The organism is Parablautia sp. Marseille-Q6255 (assembly GCF_951230155.1).
Taxonomy (GTDB): domain Bacteria; phylum Bacillota; class Clostridia; order Lachnospirales; family Lachnospiraceae; genus Choladousia.
In genome coordinates this window covers 77,782-103,038 of record NZ_CATNVD010000019.1, presented here as the reverse complement: position 1 = coordinate 103,038, position 25,257 = coordinate 77,782, and the positions used below count along the sequence as shown (strand labels likewise).

Sequence of the window (25,257 nt, the reverse complement as noted above, 5' to 3'; positions counted from 1 at the left end):
TGAACTCATCATACAGACTCCTTATGTTTTTTCTCAGCAATTAAACAATAAGATAAATCTGTATGATTGGGAAGAGGTTTCGATCTCTTCCCTTTATTTTTGCCAATGATAATTATACTCTAAGATTTGCAGTGTTTCATAAATAAAATCAGATTATATATAAAATTATCTGCTGACATTGAAAATCTTCCATAAAACGTTTAAAATCTCTACATTTTATGGAAGATTCATTTTTTGCTTATCCATTGAGTGCGAAATCTTTATAAATTTGTCCAAGCAGCTCCATTCTGACTACTTTTAACGACTGCCTCAATAAAACGTACACCCATTACGCCATCATGAACCCCTGGAAAATCAAGATCCACTGCCGACACCTCTTCTCCATTGGCACGTTTTAAGATAGCATTCATAAAAGCATGATAAATGTTTGCAAATGCATATGTCAATCCCTCTGGATGCCCGGATGGAATATGATTTAGCTGTGCAGCTCTTCCAGAAATATACCCTGTTCCACGATGATATATCTGAACAGGCTCGCCTTTCTTAGTCACTCTCAAATAGTCAGGTTCTTCCTGTACCCATTCAATTGCTCCCTCCGATCCAAAAATTCGGATAACAAGACCATTTGAGTGTCCTGCACACACCTGTGAGCAGCTATATACTCCATGTACCCCATTCTCATATTCTACTAGAATATTGGCATTCAGATCCAAATCCATACCATAATTATCCAGAACTGCTGCAACCTGCTTTGGATGCATACCGGTAATATAACCTACGGTATCTTCAATATGTGTTCCGATATCTCCCACACAGTTGGATATTCCTGACTTTTCAGGATCCGTACGCCACACAGACATTTTTGTTGTCGTCTGATTGCCTGCTCCTATTTCATCAATCAACCAATCCTGAAGATACTCTGCATTTATATTTACGACTGATCCGATTTCTCCCTTCTCGATTAGTTCTTTTGCGAGCTTTACCATATTGTACCCTGTGTACGTGTATGTCACGGCAAAAAACAGATCTTTTTCTTTTGTCAGCCGCTCCAGCTCTTCTGCCTGTTCTGTTGTAAAACACAACGGTTTCTCACATGCTACATGAATCCCTGCCTCCAAAAAAGCTTTTGCAATTTCATAATGTGTCGCGTTTGGCGTTGTGATACATACAAAATCTATCTTGTCCTCCCGCAGAGCTTCTTTTCTGGCCATCTCTTTATAATCCGCATAAACTCTTTCTTCATCCAGCTCATAAAAATCGGCAGTTTTTCTATTTTTATTCATATCGCTGCTGAAACACCCTGCAACCAGCTCTCCCGCTTCTTCTAATGCAATTGCATGGCGGTGAACAGCTCCGATAAATGCGCCAAGACTGCCTCCAACCATTCCATAGCGCAGTTTCCTTCTTTCTCTCATCTCTGTCTCTCCTTTTACCTTTTGACAATACTGCAACTTTTTATAAATCACCCACTAATTAGCAATTGCACTGTCAAATTTAACGTCTGATGCTCTAAAATCAATCTTTCGCACAAACTCTGCAGCTTCCTTCGCACCGTATTCCCTGTCCATACCGCTATCCTCCCATTCTACAGACAGCGGCCCTTCATATCCAATTGCATTTAATACACGAACAATTTCTTCAAACTTAACATCACCATGACCTAAAGAGCGGAAATTCCAGCCTCTGCGAAGATCACCAAAATCTATATGCGAACCTAAAAGACCACTTCTTCCATCCAGAGTAACAGCAGCATCTTTCATATGCACATGATAAATCTTCTCGGCAAAATCCTGTAGGAACAGATGTGGCTGGATTCCCTGCCAGATTAAATGACTTGGATCAAAATTAAGTCCAAACTCTGGGCGGTCTTCAAATTTCTTTAACAACCTTTTTGTAGAATAATAATCAAATGCGATTTCTCCAGGATGAACCTCTAATGCAAACTGCACTCCATTTTCTGCAAAAATATCTAAAATCGGTGTCCACAAATCGTAAATCTCCTGATATCCATGCTCTATCATTTCTTCCGTTGTCTGTGGAAATGAATACAGGTATTTCCAGATTGGGGATCCTGTAAAACCTGTTACGACATAGCATCCCAATTTTCTAGCCGCAATTGCAGAGTATTTCATTGTCTCTATAGCCCATGCACGGATTTCATCCTTCTTGTCTGCCAACTCTGCCGGAGCAAAATTATTCAGTCTCGGATCATCATAATCCCCAACACACTGTCCGATAATATGTGTTGCCAATGCTTCGCACTTTAGATTATATTTTTCTAAAAGAGCTTTTATTTCTGCTATATAAGAATCATCCTCTGCCGCACGCTTTGGATCCAGGTGCTTTCCCCAGCACGCCAACTCAAGTCCATCATAGCCCATCTCTTTTGCCTTTCGGCACATGGTTTCCATATCGAGGTCTGCCCACTGGCAGGTCATAAGTGTAAGTAATCTCGCCATTTTTATCCCCCTGCTCTATTTACTTTCTTGTGTCGGATTTCAATTCCAGATAAAGAACTTCCTGCGGTGTCAGTTTTACATCTAATGCTCCAAGTGAGGACTCTATCTCTGCCCTGTTGGCTGCACCGATAATTGGAAATGCATTCAGTGGACTGTCTAATACATATGCCATGGCTACCTGTGGCACAGAACATCCCTTCTCATCTGCAATTTCCTTACACCGGTCAAGGCGGACAAAGTTTTCTTCGTAACAATATCCAATACGACAGAACATATCAATCTGCTCCGGGTCATTTTTCAGCAATTCTCTTGTAATTCTTCCAGAAAACAACCCTCGGGCGAGGGATGAATAGGCAAGAACAGGCATTTGATTCTTTGTATACCATTCCTGTGCTTCTGTATTTTTATTTCCCGCTATCGTTACACAGCCCGGTGCAAATGGATTTTTTACCTGCTCTGCCAGACTGAAATTCGGTGATGACACTGTCATCGGCATCAAATTATGAGCATATGCATATTCATTTGCCTCTTCCAGTCGCGTATGTGTCCAGTTTGATCCTCCGAAAATTTTTATTCTTCCTGCAGCCTGATGCTCATTGAGCTTTTCCACAATTGGTCCCACCGGAAGCTCTGTATTATCCCTGTGTAAAAGATAAATATCCAGATAATCTGTCTGAAGCTCTGCCAGCGTTTCTGCCAGGTCAGAATCAATATCATACGGCGTAACTCGTTCCCGATAATCACTGGGGTGCGCCCCCTTCGACAAAAGCACAATCTTATCACGGACGCCTCTTGTCTCAATCCATTCACCTACCGTCGGTTCTGAATCGTATGCGCGCGCAGTATCAATTGCTGTGATTCCAAGATCGTATGCTGCATCCAATGTCTGAAAATGTTTTTCCTTATTATCAGGAAACATTCCGAATGTTCCCATAAAAAATTTGCTAATTTTCTTTTCAATCCCCTGAAACTTTACGTATTCCATACTATTTTGCATCCTTTCCCATTTTACTGTTGTGTGCAGTCATAATCCGGCTTTTATTCTTCCGCTAATTTAAAGTTGGCATCTAACCCACCCTTTTTATCTTCATTATACACTTCCAGAAACATGCCTAGCTCTTTATGTAAATCCAGATAAGCAAATTCCATTCCGATCACCGGATCCTTGCACCAAAGCCACGGGGCCCGACCAGTCTTTTCTTTATGCTCCTCCAGAACTTTTCCGAACTCATCTCTCGTTATCAGAGCGATATGGTGCATACCTGGTCCATGCTCCTTAAGCCACGTTTTGTACGGGCTGTCACTGATCGGCTGAATCAGTTCCAATTCAAATCCCCAGCAATCACAAAATGCCATAATCGACTGAAGGCGTTCTTTTTTTCCATTCATTGTAAAATCCGGAAATACACTGGAATCCATTTCATTGACTCTCCACGGACCGATTCCATACTCCTCATAATGTTTAATCGTCTCCTCTACATTCTCCACAATAATTCCAATCTGTAAAAATTTTGCAAACTGTGTGTTCATCATATCATTTCCATCCTTTCATTTTATTTATAAATTGGGTCTAATACAGTATCAATATAATTTTTTGTAAGCAAAATCGTAGACAATGGATCCGGGGTTCCGTCTGACTCAATACCGATCCACCCCTTATGCTCATGCTTCTTCAGAAGCTTCCACAGTTTCTTAAAGTCCAGTAGTCCTCCGCCTGGTTCCCAGAACCATCTTGCGCCTTTCTCATCAAATTCAGCACCTGCACCAAATCGTTTTTCATCCGGCGCATTAATATAAGTGGTGTCTTTAATGTGAAAGTATTTTACACGGTCATGATACGTATCATAGAAGTTCAAAATATCTTTTCCCATAATTGCCACCTGTGCGGTATCGAGACAGTAATAGACATAGTCTGGGTCTGTCATCTCCAGAAACTTCTCATGATCATACTTATTTACAGCACACCAGAATTCATTGTGAATTGAAACTTCCAGCCCCTTTTCCGCACACATACGCCCTACTGTATTCATGCATTCTGCCACATTTTTTAACCCTTCTTCATCCAAAGGACCTGTACCATAATACTGTCCTGCCGGTTGAACAATTAAATTGATTCCTCCACATTCTGCCAGAGCATCAATCGCTTGTTGCTCATAGGCAAAAATCGCCGGATGATTTCTCTTATCCTGTGAACCCACATGATGAGAAAACATTCCTGTAATCCGCTCAATACCCCTTTTCTCAGCGAACTCCTTAAAATTTTTCATTGAACCGAATGCATTTACTATGCTCGGAACGGAAAATACCATCAGCTCAATCCCCTTAAAACCGGCTCCTGCAAAATATCTGAGAATCTTGTCCCAATCCTGATAGTAATAAGCCGAACCAAAATCTCCCATATACCATTCATCAAAATTATTCAACTGCTTATAATTAATATTTCCCCAAAGGTTAGTCATATAGGTGTATTGAATATTTCTGTCCACCATTACTTCACCTCCCTATTTTTTAAATACTGCTTTTCTAACCTGTTCCAGAACGTCCTTAATCGAAGAATTCCTTTCGGAATATCTAAGGAATATTTCGATTCCAAAACAACAGGTCCGTCAAAATCTGCTTCTTTTAAAATGCTGTAGAGCAATGCAAAATCTACATTTCCATATCCGAGATCATAGTATACTCTCTGCTGTCTTCCATCCTGAGGAAACTCCGGTGAAATCGTTTGATAGGCATCTGTCTCATCTTCAAATTTCGTATCGGTAAAACATACTACTTTTGCTTTTCCTGCATATTTTCTAAATAAATGCTCATAGTCGGCATGGGCAATTTTCAGATGAGCCGGATCGGGTGCATAGGATACAAGTTCTGGATCTACCAGTTCCATAAATGCTTCTATATGCTCACCTCGCATTTGCGTCCAATACTCATTGCGTATCGCCAAATTGATCTGACTGGCTTTACATTTCTGTCCAATTTTGTTCATACTCACTGCAGCCTCTTCAAAAAAGCGCCGCATTCTGACTTCATCATTCTGAAACACCTGTTTTAAAAAGCCAATCCCAGGAGTCGGAGAAACCAACAGCGTGCTGCCTTGGAACTGAAGCAGCGCCTCAATATTATCTGCCGCATAATCATAGAAAACATCATAAAATTTTTCGATAGATATCCCTGTCTCAAAAAGACTGTTGAATAGACTTTGTGCAGAAACGCCTATCACCTCTACATTTTTAATTCCTTTTTCATTTAAATACTCCAGATATCCTTCCGGTGAACCGAAACGTGTACAAATCGAAGCCGTACAGATTGGAGCCCCATTTCTGGACACATTTTCTGTATTAGGAACCATAGGGATCATGACAGAATTAAATCCTGCTGCTGCAAACATATCCGTAAGCTCGTCCCAATACCACTTTGCAGCTCTCAAAAAAGCGCCTGGACCACTTGTATCTGCATTTACAATGCCAAAACTTGCTACAGCCTTCATCTTTATCATCTTCCTTTCATTTTTAAGAATAACATCCATTGTTTAAATTTCAGGATATCTCCCAAAGTGCCAAACCTTCTTCTAAAGGATCTGGCCTTTCGCAACCTGTTGTCATTTCATATACTTCTCCACTTCTTGCTGATATTTCAAATGCGTTAAGTATCTCCACCACATGCAAAGATAATTCAGAAGACAAACGAGCCTTTCGCTGCGTTAGCAAAGCCTGTGCCATTTCCGAAACACCTAACCCTCGCATATTGCACTGCAAATCGTTATCAGCAGGATACTCAAGAGGGTACTCTTTTCTACATACTGTTTGTTTTTCAATCATTGTCATCAATTTTGCCGAATGATCCCCCTCTGTTTCTTCAACTATACTTTTCAACTCATTTCCATTAAATACATGTATAACTCCGCTAAAGTTATTGGGATCCGGAACCTCTACCGTTCCTTCTGTCCCATAGATCTCTAAGCATGGTAAATTTGCGTTCCAAATATCAAAACTCATTGTTACTGTTCCAACCGCCCCACATGCCATTTCCATAATTCCTGTGTACGTTGTCGGAACCTCACTTCTCACTAAAGTTCCCTGTATCTCCCGAATTGGACGGCCTGACGAAGTATACGCAGAAACTTTTTTTACTGGTCCTAAAAGTGAAACCAACATGGTCATGTAATACGGTCCCATATCAAACATTGGTCCCGCACCTTCTTTATAATAAAATCCCGGAGCCGGATGCCATAACTCATGTCCTGGGCAGCACATGTTAGCAGTAAAGCCTATGGGCATTCCAATCACCCCATTATCTAGTAATTTTCTCACTGTCTGACCACCACTTCCCAGGAACGTATCCGGTGCTGAAACACAAAGTAATTTTTTCTGTTTTGCAAGATTAACTAATTGTTTTCCATTCTCTAATGATAGGGTAAGTGGTTTCTCACAATACACATGTTTTCCAGCATTTAAAATTTTCTTATTAATGAGATAGTGCACACCCGGTGTTGTCAGATTTAACACAATCTCTACTTCATCCATTGCCAGCAGTTCCTCTGTTGAACACGCTTTAGGCACGCCGTATTTTTGAGCCATCTCCTGTGCCTTTTCTATATAAATATCTGACACAGCTAACAGTTCTAGATTATTGTAATGTTGCATGATATTTTTTAAATAAACAGAAGCAATTGTCCCACATCCTATAACTCCGATCCCAACCTTCTCTTTATTCATTTTCATCTTCCTTGTCACTCTCCATTCTTTTTTATTTTATCTGAATAAATATCCTGTATCGCCTCCCAGTGTATTTTCATACTGTCTTCCAGATTATGATACATCTCCGTGTAAACTGGGAATAACCGATCATAGATCTGTGCCCATTCTTCTATTGGCCAAATCGTCTCTTTTACTCGTATAATTCTTTCAGATGCCTGAACCAGGTCAGGAAACACTCCTGTTTTATGTCCTACAAGCAACGCATCTCCTAATGGAACGTCGCCAGATCTCTCATCAAGCAGCAAAACCGGTATTCTTAACATAGAAGACTTAATCTGACACCAGGTCCTGCTCCTTGCCCCGCCTCCGCATATACGCAGTGAGTCAATTTCTGCACCAGATGCCTTTATCGTTTCTATTACGCTACGCAGGGCATATGCTGTTCCTTCATATATGCTTCGTATCAGATCATTGCGTGTCGTATCCATCCCCAATCCCAAAAACATGCCTCTTGCATATTCATTCCAAATCGGTGCCCTCTCCCCCATAAGATACGGATAGAAGAATACCCCCGCTGCTCCTGGAGCTGCTTTTAGTGCCTGACCATTTAGATAGGAATGAATATCTACACCATGCTGTTTCGCTACCATCTGTTCTTCTCCCGCCATATGATCAATAAACCATTGTATCGAAGAACCCGATGATTGAATTGGAGCATCAAATATCCAAGGCATCCCTTCTATTCTGCATGGTCTAGTTACAACCGGAATATCCGATGGACTTTTTGATGCACTTCCAGCAAAGACAAGAGATGTTGTACCACAGGACTCTCCTGCATCACCGAGCCGGTTCATTCCCATAGCATACATGGACGCAAGCGCATCGCTGCTTCCTGCTGTCACAGCAATTTCCACAGGAAGGCCTGTTATTTTTGCTGCTTCTCCAGTCACTGTTCCGATGATATCATCCACTTCTTTTACCGGGGGCATAGCTTCATGAAAATCCACTCCGATTATATTTCCGATTTCATGTGACCAGTCCATAGTATTGATATCCCAGCACTGTGTTCTGGTTGCCTGGTCTATATCTGTAACCATCACGCCCGTTAATTTCATATTAATATACGAGCTCGCCTGTATGTAATACCGCGTTCTAGCGAACAGCTCCGGCTCATGTCGCCGAAACCATTCGATTTTATTTGGAAGAAATGCAACCGCTGGCTGCCCTCCCACTGTTGATACAAAATGTTCCAGTCCCATTGTACGGACAATCCGGTGCATTTCCTTTGCAGATCGACCATCTTGGCAGGTCAGTGCATTTCTGAGAGGTCTCCGGTTTCCGTCCAATGGAAGCATTGTCACGGTATGAGAGCTGATGGCAATCCCACGAATTTTCCTACATCGTTCTTCTCCGGCTTTTTCTGTCAGTCCCCGAAAAATACTGACTGCATTTGCCCACCATTCTTCGGAATCCTGTTCCAAAGCTCCACCGCCCCTATTGATCGTTTTGTTTCGGCGACTTTCTTCTGCAACTACAGTCCCGTCATCAGACAGAAGGATTGCTTTTATATTTGTTGTACCGCAATCCATTCCTATAACATAATTCTCTGCAATCCCGTACAAGTCCTTCTCCTTTCAGACTGCTTGATCCGCCTCTATCAGAGCCTTCATCGCTTTTATTGCCTCCTCAGGCATTGGCTCATACGTTCCCAGCATCCTAGCAATGACTGTCGTCTGCGCCATCTCCTCCGTATAAATTGTCGCATGCATCGCTGCCTTCATGTTCTTACCGCATGAAAACATTCCGTGATTTTTAATCAAACATACCCTGCCTTTTTTATTTAAGGCTTTTACGACCTTTTCTGCCACCTGATCTGATCCCGGCATCGTAAAATCCACAATTCCAACCGGAGTAAATTCACACTGCGGAGGAGTAATCGGAAGAAGCTCCGGTGTTTCTCCCATCGCACAGATCGTAGCATACATGCTGTGCGTATGTACTGTAGCGTTGACGTCTGTTCTCTGGCGCATCACTGCGGCATGCATCGGCAGCTCTGAAGAGTATTTATAATTTCCTTCAATCCAAAGATTCGTTCCGTCCTCCTGCATTTTTACAACAGCAATGTCTTCCGGTGTCATCCCTGCATAAGAAATACCGCTTGGAGTGATTGCTATAACCCGCGGATCCTCTTCATCACGCATCGCAATATTGCCTGATGTTCCGTTAATTAATCCTTTTTCTACTGCCTCCTGAATTGCCTGCAGTACTGTTGTTCGAATTTTTTCATATTTCATAATCTGCTCCTATATTAGTTATTAGTATTTTCTTTTACGACCGGATTTTCCAAATATACTTTCTCGGCTCGTTTTTCAGGTACGCAAGGATTTCTTCTCCCATCATTACTCCAGACCAAGAATCTACATCTGTAGTCAGTCCAGCCATATGAGGCGTACAAATTACATTTCTCATTTTCAAAACAGGATGATTTGCTGGCACAGGTTCTTTCCAGTAAACATCAAGCGCAGCCCCGGCAATCCGTTTGTCCAGAAGTGCTTCCACAAAGTCTTTTTGGTCAATCACAGCTGCCCTGGCAGTATTGATTAAATATGCGGTCGGCTTCATTTTCTGGAACCACTCTCTATTGACCATCCCTTTAGTAGAGGGAAGCACAGGCAGATGGATACTCACAATATCTGATTCCCGCAGCATATCATCCAGGGATGCCGGTTTTACTCCATCTATCCTTATCCGGTCTTCTGAAATATAAGGATCATACGCCGATACATCCATGCCCAGTGCCAGAGCTCTTGTTGCAACCTCTCTTCCTATGGCCCCGTATCCGGCAATTCCAAGTTTTTTACCGTACAGCTCAAAGCCTATTCCATAATCCATAAATGGATGCTTTGCGTCCAATGGACCAAACGTAACATTTTTTATATCTGGGACATCATATATATCGTCCATAGGTGCCCCGACATGCTCACCCCTCGAAAGCCCGGTACAACTTAATGTAATATTTCTTGCCACAGCAATCATCAATCCTATTGTATATTCTGCTACTGCGACCCGGTTACGTCCCGGTGTATAAGACAACTGAATCCCTGCTTCAGCAATTGCATTGCAGTCTACTGTTGACGGTGTTCCCTTTGCCACGCCAATGAATTTCATTCCTGTATCTGCCCACAGCTGAATCGTTTCCGTACCCGCATACTCATCTCCAAGAACTACTAATTCATGATTTTTACACTCATTTCTTGTCATGTATTCTGAAACATTTCCTTTTCCATGCTTCAACTCTCCACATATGGATATATCACAGTATTCTTTTATCTGTTCCACCATTTCTTTCGGGAGCGGTGTGCATAATGCAAGCTTTTTTTTCATAACTATTCTCCTTTCCATGATCCTTTTTCTTCCACCATACTGATAAAACTGCTGAAGCAGTCATACCAGCCGCAGCTAATTTATATACATTTCCTGTTGTTACATCTCCGAATATCTTGTTCGACAGCATGTTCAACACGATAGGGGAAAAGAACTGCCCCATGCTCATCGCACTGGTAAATACAGCGGATGCCATCGTGACTGCCGCAGGCGCTACTGCATTAGAAACTGTAACCATTCCCGTAGGAATAAATATTCCTTGAGAAAAACCGCAAAACAAAGCGCTGATAACGAGCAGCGGCAAATTTCCCGGAAACACAATCAGTAAAACTGCTCCAATACTAAAGCTCATCATTGCCGCAGGCATCGTATACTTTCCGAAATATCTTGTAACCCGTCCAAGCAGCAGACCAGCCACAATCTGTATCCCTGAGAAAATACCAATGAGATTTCCGGCAATTGTACTGTCCCCTGTCAACGTTCCGCCTAGGTGCAACGCAATATTTGTAGAAAATGTAATCAGAAAAAAGAATTCCAAAAACGCAAATCCAGAAGCAATAGAAACATCTTTACACAAACGAATTTCTTCTTTTTTTTCTGTATTCACAGGTCTTTTTTCCGGAAGACAGCACAAAATCAATGCAAATGCTACAAACCCGAGTATATTTATCCAATACGAATTTTCAAAATTATTTTTCCCGATCCATCCGGACAATGTCGTAATACATACCATACCGGTTCCAATACTGGCAGCCTGTATTCCCATCATGGAAGTTCTTGCATCTCCATCAAAAAAATCTGCCACAATTGCGGTATTTAATGTGGTCGCCAGTCCCAGAGAAATACCGTATACCATTCGTGAGAAAAACAACATCCAGAAGCTATCAGCCACTGTCGGCATAAGTCCTGCTGTTCCCGCAAGAAATGCAGCGAATAAAAGTAATTTCTTTTTGCTGATTTTTAGCGCCAGCCATCCAGAAAGCAGGGCTACAAAGACGGAAACAATCGCAGGAACAGTAATCACCATTTGTATCAGACTCATATCAATATCAGAAAAATGCTCTGCAATCTGCCCAAGCACCGGTGACAGCACAAACTGCAATCCCTGCAAAAACGACGCGCAGATGATGACGACAACGATCTTGTGTTTTTTTCTCTTTGTCACTGATGTTCCTCCTGTTAAAATGCCTTTTCAAGGATTGCAAGAATATCTTCCTTCGTAATGTTCTGTCGGATATTAAAACTCAGGACTGGCTCCCTCAATACATCGTCTGCAAGCATTTCAAAATCCTCTCTTGAAATCTTCTGTTCAGACAACGTACGGATTCCAAGACGTTTGATCAATGTTTTCATTTCTCCTGCAAGAACATACTGATCCTCTTCTATATTTCCACAAAGTGTTAACCCCAGCATTCTCGCCATCTCTGCCATCTTCTGTGAACACTCAGGTGCATTATACTCCAGTACATAGGGCAGGACTGCGGCATTAGCCATCCCATGCGCCAGACCGAAATGCGCGCTGAGTGTGTGGGCAATTCCATGCACCAGACCAAGGTTTGCATTTGAGAATCCAAAACCTGTCACAATACATCCCAGCATCATCTGTTCCCGCGCTTCCAGATCCGCCCCATCTTCTACTGCCTTTACAATATTCTGATACAGAATCTGAAGACCTTTGAGTGAATGATATTCTGTCAGAGGATTCGACTGATTCGAAATAAAGCTTTCGACTGCATGTGTGATCGCATCCATTCCTGTCGCTGCAGTTACGCTAGCCGGAACAGTTATGGTCAATTTGGGATCTGCAATCACATCAGAAGCCACAATCTTATTATCAATAATGACATATTTGATAATTTTTTCTGTATCAATCAACGCACTGACATTCGTGATCTCGCTTGATGTCCCAGCGGTAGTAGGAATCGCAATCAGTGGTAAACACTCCTTTTTTACTTTTCCGATTCCTGCATAATCACGGATTGTACCCGGATTTGTCATCAAAATATTGACTGCCTTTGCTGTATCAATACTGCTTCCTCCTCCAACTGCAATAAAACCTCCTATTTCTTCTTTCCTGGCAATACGATACGCTGTCTCTATGATCTCATTTGTAGGGTTTGGAATCACCTCGTCAAAGACAACCGTGTACACCTCTGCTTTTTTTGTCTGCTGCAGCACCTGCTCTAAGATTCCGGCAGCCTTTACACCACTGTCACAGACCACCATAACCCGCCTGAGCTCATGACGCTTAATTAAATCAGAAAGATCGTTCAACGATCCATTTCCGAATGTAATATTGCTCTTTACAAAAAAATTAAAACTCATCTTTCTTTCTCCTTCTTATCGCGGTCTTTGTACTTTCATAATAACTCCCTTGTTTTTCCTTCTCAAATCAGCTTTTTCCTCTTTAAAGCGGAAACAAAATTTGCTATACTCCTGTTATACAAAATGGTGAAAGGAGATTCTGATTTAATATGGACACCTTACAGCTTTCTCTCCGACAGCGCAAACTGCTTCATACACTGCAAAAACAGGATTCCTATATGACTGGAAAGGAGCTGGCTGATTTACTGCACGTTTCAGCCAGAACGATCCGCAGCGATATTACTGAAATAAATTACATACTTGCACAGCACAATGCAGCTATCCTTTCTACCCACAGCAAGGGGTATCTCTTCCAGGCGAAAGATCCTGAAAAAATTAAAGAGCTTAATCGGATTGACACCGCCTTTTTTACAAAGGAAGACCGCATTCACTATCTGACACAACAGCTGTGCCTATCTGATGAACCTTTGAATCTATTTGACCTTGAAGATGAGATCTTTATCAGTCACACGACCCTAATGTATGATCTCCAGATAATTAAAAAACGATTTTCGATGAACACTCCATATATTCAGATCATGCTGTCGAAAAATGAGATCTCTTTTGAGAAAAATGAAAAGAAAATCCGCCAGATTCTTTTAAGTCTGGCGCACGAAAACTGGGATTACACAAACAGAGGAAACGCTCTTTATAAGTTTCGTTTTCTTAACTGGGACTTCATAGCCTTTGTCGCAGCAAAACTCCCTGATCTTCTCTGTAAGTATAATATTTACATGGAAGACCCTACGCTTGTTGCTTTAGAGCTGTCACTTGCCATTATGTATCATCGGATCCAGTCTGGTCATACACTCCCTGAAACTGATGCCTTTCCTATGACAGATACAGCTGCCTATCTGATATGTAAAGCACTATTCAGCCTTCTGGAGACACAGTACCACTGCACCTTTCCAAAGTCAGAACGGGACACTGTTTATCTGTTTATTTCGAGTATGAGCATACAAAATCATGCGCCCGCAAAGAAAGAAAACATTCCTTTCTTTTTTGGTCCCATTACGATTGATACCGCGAATTCCTATTTAAACAAGATCAACGCTCTGTTTCAGATCGATTTTTCACAGGACGAAGATTTTTACTGGACCCTATTGCTTTATTTGCGAGATCTTCAGACAGGACATTCTATTTTTACCTGCCAGCAGAATCTGCATGATTTTAAAACATCTCTATTGGGCGAATGTGAATTTGCATATATTTTTCAAGAATTTGCTCCAGAATATATGGGAAGACGCCTTACAGAGACTGAACTTGTAAATCTCGCATTTCTGTTTTCCGGCGCCTTATCTTATCATTTGACACTACACCCGGAAAAAAAGCTAAAAGCTGTACTATGCTGTCACGAAAAACTAACCACCACCTGGGCATTGAAACGTAAGCTGTTGTCCCGCTTTCAAAATTATATTGATATTACAGCCTTGCTTCCTGTCCACAGTAAAACCACTTATGACTTTTCAAATACCGACTTGATTTTAACTACCATACAGAAAAAATTTGCAAATGCGCCAATGCAGAAAATCATATTGGTGGATGATCGTCCTTCTGCAAATTTTTATGATTTAGATCTTCCGATCCAGCTTATCGTTATGCACTCTATCTGTCCTATGCCCTCCTGCTCCATCAAGCAGCTCTTCGAGCATGCATACTGGCATGAGCAAGAAACCTTTACAGAGCGCTTTCCTGTTATTGAAACTCTTGTTTCTGATTTAATAAAAGAAGGCATCACCTCCGATGTACATCTGCTAGATATTCTTAGCAGAGAAGCAACTTTTACCTTCAGTATTGAACCGGGAATCACCTTTCTTTACACACTGATCCCCGCCTTAGAAACAAAGTTATCCATCATGACGCTCAAGCACCGGATCCTGTGGAATGAGCACAAAATAAGAACCATTGTTTTAGCTGTTTTCCGTAAAGAAGATATAAATCTTCTGTTTCACCTGAAAATCTTTTTATACAAGACATTGTATAACACCGAAATCCTGAAAAATTTGAAAACAAGAGAAGAACTGTTAGACTATTTTTTTCCGATTGAATCACCACAGACAGATTGATCTGTTTAAAAAAGCTTCTTTTTGAAACAGGCAAAAGCAGCTGTTGAAAAACATACCGAAAATCCACCGGAATGCACACTTTTCAATAGCCGCCTTCTGCCTTTTTATATTCTTTTTGCTGCATAATAGCCAGAATTAATCGCCTGATAAATCTGCCCCACCTTCTGGCAGTCACCGATGATACGATACTCTTCTGCTTCTGAGCAAAGAGCATCCACTTCCTTCCACGGAGATCTGAATCCCAACGCACATACTATTGTATCTGCCGAAATCAAAAATTCTCCCTTTGAATTTTCAACGATTACTCCTTCTGAAACAATTTCTTTTACCTTCGTTTTCACGTATAATTCTGCACTCTTTTTGACCTGCGGCATTAGACCACCCCGATAAAAAGAGTTGACTTCCATTGCTACATCATCCTTCATTTCTACAATGACTACCTCATGTCCTTCTTTCGCGAAAGAACACGCTGCCTCTGCGCCAACGAGTCCACCTCCCATGATCACTACTTTATTCCCCAGCTTCTCCGGATGCAGCTCCGCATCTATCGCCATGATCACATTATCTCTGTCAATACCTTTAATTGGAGGTTTTAGTTCGTCTGACCCTATTGCCACAATTAAAACATCCGGCGCACATTCTCGAACGTATTCTGGCGTTACCCGCTTGTTCAAAACAACATTTACTCCATTTTTTTCTACTCGCTGTACCATCACCTGACAGAGTCTGCGGATATCCTCTTTAAAATATGCAGCTCCTGCCGGATGTAAGTTTCCACCCAACTCACTGTTTTGTTCAACAAGTGTGACCGTATGTCCACAGGCAGCTGCCGTAGCTGCTGCTTGCATACCTGCAGGTCCCCCGCCAACAACCAAAACTGTCCTTTTTTCTTCTGACATTGGAAAAAATTCTTTATTCTGCAGCTGCTCTCCCTGTGTTGGATTTACTGCACACTTGATCATTTCCAGTTGTCCCGTTGCCCCAAAGCATTCATAGCAGCGCAGGCATGGGGAAATATCCTCCGCATGTCCTGCAAGTGCTTTATTAGGAAGATATGGATCAGCCACCAGTGCCCGACCAAGCTCGACCAGATCAGCCTGCCCTGAAGCAATAATTTCCTCCATTTGTTTCGGATCATTTAAGGAGCCAACACAAGCCACCGGCTTCGTCACATGTTTTCGGATTTCTGCTGACAGATATACATTAACTCCTCTCTTGAAAAAGGAGCTTGGATGTGTTCTGCAAAACATTTCCGGATCTTCATGATTTCCACAGGAGATATTAAACATATCCACCTTGTCATTAATCATTTTTGCGACTTCTATATAGTCTGTCAGTGACATACCACCTTCCTGAAAATCATCACCGTTCATTCTTATCTCAATCGGGAACAAAGGTCCAACTGCTTTGCGTACTGCATCCAGTGTCAACACCAGAAAACGAGCTCTATTTTCCAGTGAACCTCCAAACTCATCCGTCCTGTGATTAAACAGTGGTGAGAGGAACTGATTAAAGAGCCATCCATGCGCTGCATGAATCTGGATCATATCGTATCCTACTTCTTTACACAATTTTGCTGATGCTGCATATGCGTCTATGATCTCATAAATCAGTTTCTGCGGCATCTCTTTCACCTGCCCTGCCGGCATGCTCATATTGCTTGGTCCATATGCCGCCTCACATGTTTTTATATCACCGCCTACAGAGTCTAAACCTCCATACATCCCTCCATGTGAAAGCTGAATATTGGCCAGCCCCCCTGCATTATGTATCCTTCTGACACATTCAGTTAATCCTTGGCGTACGCCAAAGGAATCTAGCTGAAGCTGCTTATTGTGCGACTTACCTGTACCAGAGTGAACAATGGCTTCTCCATATGTAACGAGCGCGCTGCCACCCTTGGCCTTCTCTTCCATATATGCAATCATCTCAGGTGTAAAGTGCCCTTCCGTTGTGATCATGCTAGGACTCGTCGGAGCTGCTACAATCCTGTTTTTCAGTTTCAAATTTCCAATCCTGATCGGTGTAAACAAATGTGGATATAGCTCCTTCCCCGGATATTTTGATTTCATCCAATCCATCCTCCTCTCAATTCTGATTCTCTGCCCTCAGTAAAAGAGCAACTTTTTCATCATATAAAACAGCTTTTTTCTTTACTGTGCCTGTGATTACACAAACAGCTACAAGCATGATTCCTTCAATCAGCTGGTACAGACCTCCGGAAATACCGGATACAGAAAGTCCATTTTCAAGAGCCAGTACGGTCAGAGCGCCAATGACCACTTTAAACATCTTAGAATCCATTCCACCGACTACCGGAACGCTTCCTAAAAGCAATGCCATGATCACACGCATTTCAAAGCCTTTTCCAAGCATATTATTGGCGCCGCCTGTACGGAACATCATAAAAACTCCGGTAATTCCGGCCAATGCACCGCTGATCATAAAGTCAATACATTTAATTTTAACAACATTGATACCGGAAATTTTACTGCACAGCTCATTCTCACCGATTGCCTTTGAATACTTCCCTATCTTTGTATATTCAAATAAGAACGTCATAACTGCAAGGAGTACCAGCATAAATGAAATTTTTACACGCAGTGTATTCAGCTTCATAAATTCCGGCGTCATCACCACAATTCCCGATGTTGCCGAAAAGAAATTTGCGATCCCGCGAAGCCCGGTCTGCATCGCCACTGTTACCATAAAAGAAGGAACCTTAAATTTCGCAGTAAAAATCCCGATGACCAGACCGGTTAACGTACCAAAGAGCATGGATATAAGCAATACCGGAATCGGTCCATACGGCATGGCAATCTTAGCTGCAAAATAAACGGCTACGCAGGCAGTAGAGCCAACTGCAAGATCAATCCCACCATGGCTGAGAACAAAGATCATTCCCATGCCCCCGATCATAACGGTCAGAGACTGATCCAAAACAGTCTTAATATTTCCCAAGGCAAGGATCTGTCCCCCGCTGATAATAGAAAATACTACTAAGACAATAAGTAGCGTACAAACTGGAAGTACATTACTCCAGGAAAACCTTTTATTCTTCATCAAATCATTTCCTCCACTACTTTTTGTTGTGTAAAATGTTCATCGCGTCTCTGGAATGACACAAGCTTTCCTTCTTTCATGATCGCAATGCGGTCTGACATACCCAGAACCTCTGTCAGCTCATCGGAAATCAGGATCATCGACATTCCTTTTTGTTTCATTTCTTTCATTAAATGATAAATATACGCTTTCACGCCGACATCAACGCCTCTGGTAGGACAGTCCAGAATCAGGACATCGATATCCTTTACCAGCCATCTGCCCAGATTTACCTTCTGTTTATTGCCGCCGCTCAGCGATGAGACAGTCTGGTTCACACTGGTACACTTAATACTTAATTTTTCTCTGGCTTCTTCCGCCAGCCTGGTACATTTTGCCGGGCTGATAAAGCCTGCAGGTCCCTGCAGCTCCTGAACAGAGGGCATATATACATTATCCCTGATCGGAGCCTCCAGCATAAGCGCTTCACTGTCCCTGTCCTTTGGAACATACGCCATTTTGTTCTTTGTCGCATCGAGCGGCTTATGGATCTTTGCACCAGTCTTTACCATTGTGATACTGCCGCGTTTTGGCGGCTCCAGTGCAAAAACCGCTTTTCCGATCTCATGGATCCCTGCATCACTCAATCCGCAGAAGCCTAAAATTTCCCCCTTATGAAGCTCAAAAGAAACATCCTCATACGATGCCCCACAGATACTCTCTGCCCGTAATACTACATCCGACTCCTCGTACATGCAGGTCTCATCTGTCCGATAATAATCTGCCTCTACCACACGTCCAACCATCAGATTCCGGACACGTTCCTCTGTAAGCTCTTCTTTTTCAAGCGTCCCGATTGATTTCCCGTCGCGAAGGACCGTCACACGATCCGATATTCTGCACATCTCCTCCAGGTCATGGGTAATCATTAAAATTGCACAGCCCTGCTTCTTCTTTTCCTCAATAATCTCATATAACCTCTGCTTTGTATCATGAGAAAGAGACTGGGTTGTCTCATCTAAGATAAAAAGTCTGGGATTCACGGCCAGGGCTTTTGTGATCTCGATTATTTTTCGTTTTTCAATCGACAAATTGGAAGCCTTCTTATTGAGAGGAACATCTCTGAAGTTCCATTTTTTCAATTCTTCTTTTGCCGCCCTTCGCATTTTTCTCGTATTAATAATCCCAAATTTCATGAACTGCTCAAAATTCCCCAAAAACATATTCATGCTTCCGTCAAAATCGTCAATCAGTCCCAATTCCTGTACAACAAAACCAATCCCGGATGCCCGTGCATCCAATGGTGAGGAGGGATGATACGTTTCTCCTCCAAGCCGCATCGTACCAGAGTCCGGCTGCTGTATCCCCACGATCTGCGCAATCAACGTTGATTTTCCCGAACCGTTTTCCCCGGCCAGTGAATGCACTTCTCCTGCGCGAACTGTCAGTCGGATATCCTGATTCGCTTTTGTAACCCCAAATGATTTGCACAGCCCCTCGATTTCCAATATATTTTCCGTACGAACATCCATCATTTTACAACCTCCTTTGTTCCGGCAAAGGAAAGTGCGCCGAACACCAGAATGAAGCCTGCATTCGCTACATCCTGCCAGGTTCCTGACGGAACATTCAGGCGCGTCATGACATTAAATAAAAATGCTGTAAAAAACGCTCCCAGTAAAATACAGACCGGCTTACTGAGACGTTTCTCCATCGCCCCTGCCAAAAGCCACGTTGCCAGTGCCTTTCCGATCACACTTATACTCCCCAGTCCTGTAAAAGCATTCAATTTTGAATTTGTACTGATCGTGAGAGCCGCTGCAATCCCCACACTCACCGCACCGATAACAGCTGCTAAAAATTGTGCTTTTTTGCTGTTAATTCCCATATATCCTGCAACTGTTGCATTTACAGAGGCTGCCCGGTAATTAAGTCCGATCTTTGTATGCGAAAAAATAAAATGCATGATGACCGTGCCCGCGATCAGAAATATTGCCGGCCACGCGCCCCGCCCCAATGCTCTGCACTGGTCGGCGCCCAGTGTAATAGTCGTAAGTCCTCTTGCAGACCTTGAAGAGGTATACACCGCGCCGATCGCCTCATAAATCATCAGCATGGCAAGTCCGCTCACCCAGGTAGGAAGCTTAAAATGAATACGGACAGCTGTTGAAATCAGCTGCAATACGACGGTCACGCTGATGCAGAAAAAGAACAGCCCGAAATAGCCCAGGTTCCAGTCTGTAACCGCTACTGCTCCTACATTTGCAGCCAGCACCATCGCACCCGCAATCGAAAAATCCGGTCCTCCTGAAAAGATAAAAATCAGTCCCCATGCGATATATGCCTGCATTACTGTGTGTGAAATCAGCGTTAAAAATGCATTTTTCTGGACAAGCACGCCCCCGCCAAGCAGCAGATCAAAAAATATGTAAATAATGCAAAGTCCCAAAGGAAATACCAGTTTTTCAAAAGCATGTCCGAATCCCTTATCTGCGGAAAGGAATCCTGCTTTCTCTTTCTTTTCTTTTTTCATAGTAGTACGCTCTCTCCTCCAATATCAGATGAATTTGAATGAAAAATCAAAAATACACTTTACAGAAGAAGCAATCTCCATACTGTAAAGTGTATTCGTAATCTGCATTACTCTACATTAATCCCCACTTCTGCCAGTTCCTCTGCTGTAACCTTACCTGCCTGATACTTAGCTATCATCCTGTCTTCAAAACTGTATTTGTCAATCATATCTGTCACATCTTTTAACGTTACATCCGGATTATACTTATAAAGCAGACTCTTGATCTCCTCCTCTTCATACGGATTTTCATCAATGAAAAATCTCTGGTACAGATCGGCATACTCAGCCGGTACACTCAGAAGCTTTACATTCTCAATAAATGGCGCCTGCCCGTTTTCGTCCACCAGCTTGTGCCCATCCATCGCATTTTCAAGAAGTATTGCCGAAAACAGTCCATTTACCCATGAGGCGCCGGCACATGCGGCCAGGGATTCATCTTTCAGATTTTCAAGCAGAGTTGGATTAAGGTCTGTTCCAAATACCTGAATCTCATGATCTGAAGGAGTTTTTGCTACGACATTGATCGCCTGCAGCGTATATTCTTCACCGGTGCAGTAAAAGCAGTCTGCTTCCGGGAAAGCCGCCAGCATATTATCACATGCCTGCTGCTCGCCGTTCGCCTCTCCGGTCGCTACTCTTGTCACAGAAAGGATTTTTCCTCCGCCTGCTTCAAATGCTTCTGTAAAGCCTTCCACACGCGCATCCGTATTCGGATCTCCAACCTCGGCTCCTGCGATCAGCGCTTTGGTGCAGCCTTTATCCAGAGCAACCTTCGCCATCTCTTCTCCTGCCATCCGGTTATCGCTCGTGACAGCTCCTGCAAAATAATTCATCTGCCGGATCATATCCCGCACGCTTTCATCGGTCGGAACCTTATCGTACAATGCAAACGGGATCGATGCGCTTTCAAGGAGAGACGGTCCGACTGTAAACATGTTTTCAAACATTCCCATCCACAAAGCTCCATCGACATTTGCAGAGATCATATTTTCCACATTAGATGTTAATTTTTCCACGTTTCCTTCGTCATTAAAGACCAGTGTTTCGTCACCGCTCATCTCTACTACATATTTCGCATTATTTGCCAGAATATCAAGAGCGTACACTCCGGCTACCCAACTGTTAATACCGATCTGCCTTCCGCTCTCTTCTGCACAGACGCCGACTGGCTGAATCATCATAGCTGCACCAAGAAGAGCTGCCATACCTTTCATTACCTGTTTTTTCATTGTAAAACCTCCCTTTTGTTTTTGAGCACATTCAGACATTTACGCGTATTTGTCTTTTTGTTATCCGATCTATCTGTATGTATTTTGATAATGTCATCATAAATGACTGTCTTTCTTTTCGCAAATATCCTTTTTCCTCTTTAAAGTGGAAATTTTCTCATACGTCAGCTCCTCTCTTCTCTTTTATCTGCCATTTTCTTCTGCCTTTTCGAATATTCCTTCTCCTTTTCTATTTGACAATCCTCCTTCCCTGTGCTATTCTTTATCATAATTCTGGGAAACCTCTTGAATCCTGTACCACGCAGGAGACTGGAGGCGGAGAATACTCTGGAAAAACTCGCAGGCGAGTACCGAAGGTGTAAGGTCCTCACGGACTGAATCTCTCAGGTAAAGGAGACAGAGCAGACAGCTTCCTGATATTTCAGGATTTTTCATTTCGTCTTTTTCGTCTCATACGTTTTTTCAGAGCAGCCGGATACAGGCTGCTTTTTTTATTATTATTCCCCAGTATCACCACACATAGAAGGAGAGAGAAACATGTCAGACACACTTTTAACAATCGTCCAAACCATCAACAGCTATTTATCCGACTACATTCTGTTCTTTCTGCTCATTGCAGTCGGACTGTGGTATTCCTTCCAGACGCACTTTGTCCAGGTGCGCTGCTTTGGCGAGGGAATGCGCCGTGTATTTGGTAACCTTACTTTGCGCGGGAAGAAGCATGACAGCGGCATGAGTTCCTTCCAGGCGCTTGCCACTGCGATCGCCGCACAGGTCGGGACCGGAAATATCGTGGGTGCTTCCGGTGCGATTCTCACGGGAGGACCAGGCGCGATCTTCTGGATGTGGGTTATCGCCTTCTTTGGCATGGCTACCATCTACGCTGAGGCAACACTTGCTCAGGAAACGCGCATTGTGGAAAGCGACGGTTCGATCAAAGGAGGTCCTGTCTACTACATCACTACGGCATTTAAGGGAACCTTCGGAAAATTTCTCGCAGGCTTCTTTGCTGTTGCGATCACTCTGGCGCTTGGATTTTTCGGATGTATGGTGCAGTCCAACTCCATCGGCTCTACGTGCCAGACGGCGTTCGGTATTCCTTCCTGGGTGACTGGTATCATCCTTGTCATAATCTGCGGTTTTATTTTTCTTGGCGGAATCAGACGGCTTGCCTCTGTCACAGAAAAGCTCGTCCCCATTATGGCCAGCCTCTTCCTTCTCGGCGGTCTTGCTCTTTTGATCCTGAGAATAGAGTACGTACCGGCTACCTTCGGCATGATCTTCCGATATGCCTTCCAGCCGCAGGCGATCATCGGCGGTGCATTCGGAGCCGCACTCAAAACAGCACTGACGCAGGGAGCAAAGCGCGGCCTGTTTTCCAACGAGGCCGGTATGGGTTCTACGCCTCATGCTCATGCCCTTGCCAACGTAAAAACACCGCACGAGCAGGGCTGTGTCGCCATGATCGGTGTCTTTATTGATACTTTTGTCGTTCTGACATTGAATGCGCTCATTGTGATTTCTACCTTATATACCAGCGATGGGATCCTCGCAAACGGATATACGGGAGATGCGCTCACCCTTGTCGATAAGACAAACCTCACGCAGACTGCCTTCGGCACTGTATTCGGAGAACAGCCCGGCGCAATCTTTATTGCGATCACTCTGTTTTTCTTTGCCTTTTCCACGATCCTTGGATGGAACCTGTTCGGAAAAATTAACGTGGCATACCTCTTCGGTGAAAAATCTACAAAGGTCTACACCGTGATCGCCCTGCTCTTTATTTTTCTTGGTACGCTCGCATCCAATGATCTGGTCTGGGAGCTCTCGGATATGTTCAATAACCTGATGGTCATCCCGAACGCGCTCGCACTCTTTGCACTCACCAAAGTGGTCACCAGTGCCATGCGAAGGGCTAAGAAGCTGTAAAAATCTAAGCTTTATGGATTGTCCTCTCCGGAAATATGATGTACAATAAGCACCACACAGCTGTAAATTTTTATACATATGCTTATTCTGAATTCGCAGCAGCCATCAGCTGACATCAGCTGCTGCCTAAATGTTACGGAGAATATTATGGCAAAAAAAGATCTGACACAGGGAAATGTAACCAGGACCATGCTGCTGTTTGCAGGCCCGATGATCCTCGGGAACCTGCTCCAGCAGTGTTACAATATCGCAGACACACTGATCGTCGGTCAGTTTATCGGCGCCAACGCACTCGCAGCCGTTGGCTCTGCCTATACACTGATGACCTTCCTGACCTCCATCCTCATCGGACTGTGCATGGGAAGCAGTTCTGTTTTTTCGTATTATTTTGGGCAAAAAGACGAGGAAAAAATGAAAAACAGCATTTTGCTGTCTTTCCTTCTGATCGGAGCCACAGCACTCGTAATGACCGCGCTTGTCTTTGCCGGGCTCGATCTGATCCTGAAGCTTTTACAGACGCCGGATGAGCTGTTTGACATGATGCACGGCTATGTGTTTGTCATCTTTATCGGAATCTTCTTCGTGTTCCTTTATAATTATTTTGCATTTTTGCTGCGCGCGATCGGCAACTCCGTCACACCGCTTTGGTTCCTCGGTCTGGCTGCACTTCTGAACATTGTACTTGACCTTATTTTTGTCATCGTATTTCGGTGGGGCGTAGAAGGAGCCGCAGCAGCGACCGTCATCGCACAGGCATTTTCGGGGATCGGGATCGCTGTGTATACCTGGAGAAAAGAGATCTCGCTGCGCCCGAACATAAAAAAAGCAGACTTTGGAAAGCCGGCAGTAAAAGAGATCGTAAACTTCTCACTTGCTGCAAGTATCCAGCAGTCTGTCATGAATTTTGGTATCCTGATGATCCAGGGGCTCGTCAACAGCTTCGGTCCTGCCGTTATGGCAGCCTTTGCCGCCGCTGTCAAGATCGATTCCTTTGCCTATATGCCTGCACAGGAATTTGGCAACGCATTTTCTTTGTTTATTTCACAGAACTACGGCGGCAGCCGCAGGGATCGTATCCGCGAAGGTACCAAGAGTGCATTTCGCGTATCCGCGCTTTTCTGTCTCTGTGTTTCGATCCTAGTTTTTCTCACTGCCCCATGGCTGATGAGGATCTTCGTCAACGGTTCTGAGGCAGAGATCATCGCGATCGGCGCCGGCTATCTGCGGATCGAGGGTGCCTTTTACTGCGGTATCGGGATCCTCTTTCTCCTCTACGGCTATTACCGCGGCATCCGCCGTCCGGAAATGTCACTTGTGCTCACCATCCTGTCGCTGGGCACGCGTGTCCTGCTGGCTTATCTGCTTGCTCCGGTTCCGGCGATCGGTGTGTACGGCATCTGGTGGGCGATCCCGATCGGCTGGATCCTGGCCGATGCGGCGGGACTGCTCTATATGCGCTTTCTAAGTGTCCGATCACCAGAAAGCAAAGCCTCCGGCAGCCTTCCCAGGTAACAC

At 43.5% G+C, this 25,257-nt stretch carries 20 protein-coding genes and 1 riboswitch; of the genes, 3 read left to right on the top strand and 17 right to left on the bottom strand.

Annotated elements, in window-relative coordinates; genetic code table 11:
• Positions 1 to 260: 260 nt before the first annotated feature.
• The 12 genes from QOX44_RS15105 to QOX44_RS15050 are packed head-to-tail and all read right to left on the bottom strand — an operon-like array spanning position 261 to position 12,862.
• The gene (locus QOX44_RS15105) at positions 261 to 1,415 is read right to left on the bottom strand and encodes a Gfo/Idh/MocA family protein (protein WP_283684313.1); all 1,155 of its coding nucleotides are present in this window, start codon (positions 1,413 to 1,415) and stop codon (positions 261 to 263) included.
• A gap of 54 nt (positions 1,416 to 1,469) precedes the next feature.
• Positions 1,470 to 2,459: a sugar phosphate isomerase/epimerase family protein gene (locus QOX44_RS15100; RefSeq protein WP_283684311.1), complete on the bottom strand. Its 990-nt coding sequence runs from the start codon at positions 2,457 to 2,459 to the stop codon at positions 1,470 to 1,472.
• A gap of 19 nt (positions 2,460 to 2,478) precedes the next feature.
• Entirely contained in the window at positions 2,479 to 3,444 is a 966-nt protein-coding gene (locus QOX44_RS15095) for an aldo/keto reductase (protein ID WP_283684309.1), read from the bottom strand.
• A 53-nt stretch (positions 3,445 to 3,497) separates the two neighbouring features.
• Entirely contained in the window at positions 3,498 to 3,992 is a 495-nt protein-coding gene (locus QOX44_RS15090; RefSeq protein ID WP_283684308.1) for a VOC family protein, read from the bottom strand.
• Between the two features lie 20 nt (positions 3,993 to 4,012).
• Entirely contained in the window at positions 4,013 to 4,948 is a 936-nt protein-coding gene (locus QOX44_RS15085; RefSeq protein ID WP_283684306.1) for a sugar phosphate isomerase/epimerase family protein, read from the bottom strand.
• Positions 4,948 to 5,943, bottom strand: coding sequence for a sugar phosphate isomerase/epimerase family protein (locus QOX44_RS15080; protein WP_283684304.1), 996 nt, complete (start codon positions 5,941 to 5,943; stop codon positions 4,948 to 4,950). The genes QOX44_RS15085 and QOX44_RS15080 overlap by 1 nt, the downstream gene beginning before the upstream one ends.
• Positions 5,944 to 5,992: 49 nt before the next feature.
• Entirely contained in the window at positions 5,993 to 7,171 is a 1,179-nt protein-coding gene (locus QOX44_RS15075) for a Gfo/Idh/MocA family protein (RefSeq protein ID WP_283684302.1), read from the bottom strand.
• 14 nt (positions 7,172 to 7,185) lie between these two features.
• Positions 7,186 to 8,775 carry a xylulokinase gene (locus QOX44_RS15070; protein WP_283684300.1) on the bottom strand — a complete coding sequence of 530 codons (1,590 nt, stop codon included), beginning with the start codon at positions 8,773 to 8,775 and terminating at the stop codon, positions 7,186 to 7,188.
• Positions 8,776 to 8,787: 12 nt separating this feature from the next.
• Positions 8,788 to 9,447 carry a class II aldolase/adducin family protein gene (locus QOX44_RS15065; protein WP_283684298.1) on the bottom strand — a complete coding sequence of 220 codons (660 nt, stop codon included), beginning with the start codon at positions 9,445 to 9,447 and terminating at the stop codon, positions 8,788 to 8,790.
• A gap of 34 nt (positions 9,448 to 9,481) precedes the next feature.
• Positions 9,482 to 10,537, bottom strand: a complete 1,056-nt coding sequence (locus QOX44_RS15060) for an NAD(P)-dependent oxidoreductase (protein ID WP_283684297.1) — start codon at positions 10,535 to 10,537, stop codon at positions 9,482 to 9,484.
• On the bottom strand, positions 10,467 to 11,702 hold the full coding sequence (locus QOX44_RS15055) for an MFS transporter (protein WP_283684296.1): 1,236 nt from the start codon (positions 11,700 to 11,702) through the stop codon (positions 10,467 to 10,469). The genes QOX44_RS15060 and QOX44_RS15055 overlap by 71 nt, the downstream gene beginning before the upstream one ends.
• Positions 11,703 to 11,716: 14 nt before the next feature.
• Positions 11,717 to 12,862: an iron-containing alcohol dehydrogenase family protein gene (locus QOX44_RS15050; RefSeq protein WP_283684295.1), complete on the bottom strand. Its 1,146-nt coding sequence runs from the start codon at positions 12,860 to 12,862 to the stop codon at positions 11,717 to 11,719.
• A 149-nt stretch (positions 12,863 to 13,011) separates the two neighbouring features.
• On the opposite strand from QOX44_RS15050, the gene QOX44_RS15045 reads away from it, so the two are divergent.
• Positions 13,012 to 14,967, top strand: a complete 1,956-nt coding sequence (locus tag QOX44_RS15045) for a BglG family transcription antiterminator (protein WP_283684294.1) — start codon at positions 13,012 to 13,014, stop codon at positions 14,965 to 14,967.
• Between the two features lie 104 nt (positions 14,968 to 15,071).
• Here QOX44_RS15045 and QOX44_RS15040 read toward each other — a convergent pair whose 3' ends face one another.
• The 5 genes from QOX44_RS15040 to QOX44_RS15020 form a co-directional block, all read right to left on the bottom strand.
• Positions 15,072 to 17,039 carry an oxidoreductase gene (locus tag QOX44_RS15040; protein WP_283684292.1) on the bottom strand — a complete coding sequence of 656 codons (1,968 nt, stop codon included), beginning with the start codon at positions 17,037 to 17,039 and terminating at the stop codon, positions 15,072 to 15,074.
• A gap of 16 nt (positions 17,040 to 17,055) precedes the next feature.
• Positions 17,056 to 18,030: an ABC transporter permease gene (locus QOX44_RS15035; RefSeq protein WP_283684290.1), complete on the bottom strand. Its 975-nt coding sequence runs from the start codon at positions 18,028 to 18,030 to the stop codon at positions 17,056 to 17,058.
• Positions 18,030 to 19,544: a sugar ABC transporter ATP-binding protein gene (locus tag QOX44_RS15030; protein ID WP_283684288.1), complete on the bottom strand. Its 1,515-nt coding sequence runs from the start codon at positions 19,542 to 19,544 to the stop codon at positions 18,030 to 18,032. The genes QOX44_RS15035 and QOX44_RS15030 overlap by 1 nt, the downstream gene beginning before the upstream one ends.
• On the bottom strand, positions 19,541 to 20,542 hold the full coding sequence (locus QOX44_RS15025) for an ABC transporter permease (protein ID WP_283684286.1): 1,002 nt from the start codon (positions 20,540 to 20,542) through the stop codon (positions 19,541 to 19,543). Before QOX44_RS15025 ends, QOX44_RS15030 begins: the two co-directional genes overlap by 4 nt.
• A gap of 107 nt (positions 20,543 to 20,649) precedes the next feature.
• Positions 20,650 to 21,813, bottom strand: a complete 1,164-nt coding sequence (locus tag QOX44_RS15020) for a sugar ABC transporter substrate-binding protein (RefSeq protein ID WP_283684285.1) — start codon at positions 21,811 to 21,813, stop codon at positions 20,650 to 20,652.
• Between the two features lie 317 nt (positions 21,814 to 22,130).
• Positions 22,131 to 22,223: riboswitch (glycine riboswitch) on the top strand.
• Positions 22,224 to 22,350: 127 nt separating this feature from the next.
• Here QOX44_RS15020 and QOX44_RS15015 point away from each other — a divergent pair.
• Both QOX44_RS15015 and QOX44_RS15010 read left to right on the top strand, forming a co-directional pair.
• Positions 22,351 to 23,742 (top strand): alanine/glycine:cation symporter family protein, encoded by a 1,392-nt coding sequence (locus tag QOX44_RS15015; RefSeq protein ID WP_283684284.1) that lies wholly within the window; start codon positions 22,351 to 22,353, stop codon positions 23,740 to 23,742.
• Between the two features lie 147 nt (positions 23,743 to 23,889).
• Entirely contained in the window at positions 23,890 to 25,254 is a 1,365-nt protein-coding gene (locus tag QOX44_RS15010) for an MATE family efflux transporter (protein ID WP_283684282.1), read from the top strand.
• Positions 25,255 to 25,257: the final 3 nt, after the last annotated feature.